Source organism: Deltaproteobacteria bacterium GWA2_45_12, assembly GCA_001797365.1.
Taxonomy (GTDB): domain Bacteria; phylum UBA10199; class UBA10199; order UBA10199; family UBA10199; genus UBA10199.
In genome coordinates this window covers 5,300-8,851 of sequence record MGPH01000009.1, presented here as the reverse complement: position 1 = coordinate 8,851, position 3,552 = coordinate 5,300, and the positions used below count along the sequence as shown (strand labels likewise).

At 48.7% G+C, this 3,552-nt stretch carries 3 protein-coding genes and 1 pseudogene (1 of these 4 running past the window's edge); all 4 read right to left on the bottom strand.

Annotated elements, in window-relative coordinates; all coding sequences use genetic code 11:
* The coding region (locus tag A2048_10655; protein ID OGP10604.1) for a nitrilase at window positions 1-707 on the bottom strand (707 nt) is incomplete at its 3' end.
* Window positions 708-727: 20 nt separating this feature from the next.
* Window positions 728-2,056, bottom strand: coding sequence for a glutamate-1-semialdehyde 2,1-aminomutase (locus A2048_10650; GenBank protein OGP10603.1), 1,329 nt, complete (start codon window positions 2,054-2,056; stop codon window positions 728-730).
* A gap of 16 nt (window positions 2,057-2,072) precedes the next feature.
* Window positions 2,073-2,819, bottom strand: coding sequence for a hypothetical protein (locus A2048_10645; GenBank protein ID OGP10602.1), 747 nt, complete (start codon window positions 2,817-2,819; stop codon window positions 2,073-2,075).
* Window positions 2,816-3,552 (bottom strand): annotated as a pseudogene (locus A2048_10640) (NeuB family protein) (it continues 283 nt past the right edge of the window). The gene A2048_10645 and the pseudogene A2048_10640 overlap by 4 nt, the downstream one beginning before the upstream one ends.

Here is a 3,552-nt window from a genome sequence, read left to right as displayed (position 1 = left end):
CGGCTTATTTCGTAAATATCCATCTCACCTTCCGTGAGAACAGGTTCGATGAACTCTCCATTGGCATTCACAACCACAGAGCTACGTTCATATTCCAAGCTATTTCCGTCTATTCCGATGCGGTTTACACCGATAACAAAGGCCTGGTTCTCTATGGCGCGTGCTTGTAGTAATGTTCTCCAGTGCATGACCCTGCGTTTTGGCCAGTTGGCAATATTAACGAGAACATCGCAATCTTTCGCTAGCGCGCTGTAAAGTTCGGGAAACCGCAAATCGTAACAGATGGAAAACCCCAACTTAAACTCCGGCATCTGCACTTTTTCCAGCCTGTTACCCGGGTGAAAAAAGCGGTCCTCTCCGGCAAAGGAAAAGGGATGGATCTTGGCATATCGCGCCTGTTCTATACCCTCATCTGAAAAAGCCACCAGCGTGTTAGCGGCTTTACCAGCATTATTTATTACCACCCCCGCGATGAGCCAAGCTCGGTATTGTTTGGCAAGTGCGCTGAACGCTATCAAGGATGACGCTTGACCTGGCTCCTCTGCCGACAACTGGGTGTTCATAGTAAAGCCGGTCAAAGTCATTTCCGGAAAAATGACCAGATTGGCTCCGCACACGGCAGCACGCGCAGTCAACTCGGTGCAGCGCTGCATGTTGTAAGCTTTGTCTTCCCACTTCTGATCGAGCGAGATTAATGCAACTTTCAATGCCGATCCTTGATTTGTTTCTAAATCTTCTTGCGAAAAACCGGTTTAGCGGGTCGACCAATCAACAGGTTATCCGTGGTTCCGGCATCGATAGCCTTACGGTATATGGCACATGACTCATCAAAGGCCATGGCGATATGATCCATTTCCGGCTGCTGGTGCGACCAAGTGGGGTAAAACATCCCCTGAAACAATACACCTCGTGCAATCATTTCCTGCATCAGCAACGTACGGTACGCATCATTCGGCGTGCCAGCAGAATTACGGCACACCAGCACGAACAGGCAGGGGTAGCCGAGCAGTTGCATTGAGCTTTCCAATCCGTGCTTGCGCACAATCTGCTCAAGGCGCAACTTTAGAGCCTCGCCTCTAGCCCAGTTGCTCTCGATCATGTTGTGTTGCTTGAATTCCTTGATGGTGGCTATCAAGGCAGCGAGACCTGTGGTCTCGGCGCCGTGGGTCGTTGAGATCAGAAATAGCTTGTCATCACCTTCACGCCGGACACCGCCCAATTCCATAATGTCGGCGCGCCCAGTCAGCGCACAGGCCGAAAACCCGTTGGCAATTCCTTTGCCCCAAGTCGCCATGTCGGGCTTGACGCCATAATAGTGCTGCGCACCTTTCATATCCCACTTGAAACCGGAAATCATTTCATCGAGGATCAAGAGCACTCCGCGATCCTTACACAGGGCCGCAACCTTATGCAGAAAATCATCCTTTGGTGGTTCAAACTTCACCGGCTCCATGATCAAACAGGCGATGTCATGATCGTTATCAGAAAGCAACGCCTCAACTGACTCGTAGTTGTTGTAGCTGAATGCCGCCGTCATAGCCCGAACACGGTCAGGAATTCCACGATCACAGGGCGTGGTAACAATGAACCAGTCATCGTAACTGAAGAAGTTGTGTTCGCGAGCGACGGCAACCCTGTTGCGCCCGGTATAAGCGCGCGCCAGCTTGACTGCCGCAGTCGTCACCGTAGAGCCATTTTTGGCGAATTTCACCATGTCGCCAGACTGAACAGTGTCAAGAAATATCTTGGCAGCCTCCAATTCAATCGCGGCCGGCCGCTGAAAATTGGTGCCCTGAAAGGCCGCCTCACACACAGCCTGAGCCACCGGCTCATATCCATGACCAATACAAACCGATGTCAACCCCATACTGCAATCTATAAACTCGTTGCCATCCAGATCCCACACATGAGCGCCCTTGCCACGAACGATCGCGGCAGGCGCATTGATAGGAAACTGATCATCACCCTTTGAATAAGTATGTGCACCTCCAGGTATCAGATCGTGAATACGACCAGAGAACTCGCGCGATTTTATAAAGTTGGTAATTTTATTCATGATTTACACCCAAGCATTAACATATATCCCAAACAGGTTGTTGAACTACAAATGGAGCCACCAGTTTCTTTAGGTCTGGACGTGAATCAAGAAACTCGATTATTTTTTTCGTGGGCACAAGCGGCATAGTGTCGAGGTTTGCTTTTGCAATTTCGCGGCAAAGAATCAGGTCTTCTGGGTAATCAACGGTAACTCTAAGATCCATTCGCTGCAACTCAGGCACGGGAAGAATAATTTCGATTTGAAATTCTTGTTGGTGTTTGCGGGCATAATTCGAACAAAATTCCGAACGGTCTGCCGGTAAGCCGCGTTGATGCGACCTCTCCAGAGATTCGAGCGTCCAAATTTCAAATAGCAGCCCCTCCGGAAGACGGTCTGCGACAGTAATATCATTTCCATGCTCCAGATGGTTACGCCATACTGTTTCAAGTAAATCATAATCGAACCAAGGGCATTCGGTAGTTACGCGGAATACATCCGTTGCGCCGCCCATCCTTCCGCATTGGATTAGTCGCATTAAAACATCCTGCTGATCACCATAAATGTAACTGATGTCATGCTTATGCGCCACATCCACAAAAGGTGCATTGGCATTACCCTCAGAAATACCCAGAACTATCTCATCAATCATCGGAAATGTTTTAATTGATGTAACAATCTGATCAAGAATCGTTACACCATCAGTCAACATCTGCAACGGTTTGCCATAAAGACGCGAGCCATTATTGCGACAGGCAAGTGCAGCTACAAGTCTACGGCTCATATAACAACTCCATTATTCGACAAATCGCTTGGCAACAATGCCTCGTTAACTGCCATATCTCGCTTTACGGTTGCACCATATGCCTCATTTAGATCTGTCAACGGGCTGGCTGCAGCACTACGCTTGAGTAAAACATCCCCCTGATCTATGCGCGTACCGGCTTGCAAAGCGCGCTTTGTTACCACATGACGTCGAATCATTTTTCGGTAACCATTCTCCGCTTCACTCATACCAAAATCTGGATCATCGGTGGACACTCCATAGGCATCGGCACACTCTCTCAGTGCTGTCGAAAACTCATAGAACCTGTCCGGATTAAGTGCGGCCTCATAATCCTCAAGCTTCATTATTTCACCCAAGGTAAGATGCTTCTCGAATACCCGAGCACCTGCACCTAATGCAACTGCCGCCAACGCCAGACTTAAAGGGCTTGACGGAGCTGCATGATCTGCGAAACCGATGGTTACATTGGAATGAACCTTAACAATGCGTTCAACCAATAAGCGAACACGATCAATTTGGTTAGCATCAATGGGCGTTGGGTAGCCCTGAAAGCCAAGAAGAATAACGATTTCTTTGCTTGAGAGAATATCTATAGCTTGCTGAAGTTCGCTGAAATATGCACCACCTGCACCCAGCAGTACTTTTTTTACAGAACTGCCCGCGACCTCATTCAGCAAACCCATATTCGCGATATCAGTCCCATGAAGCTTTACTGCCGACACACCAATTC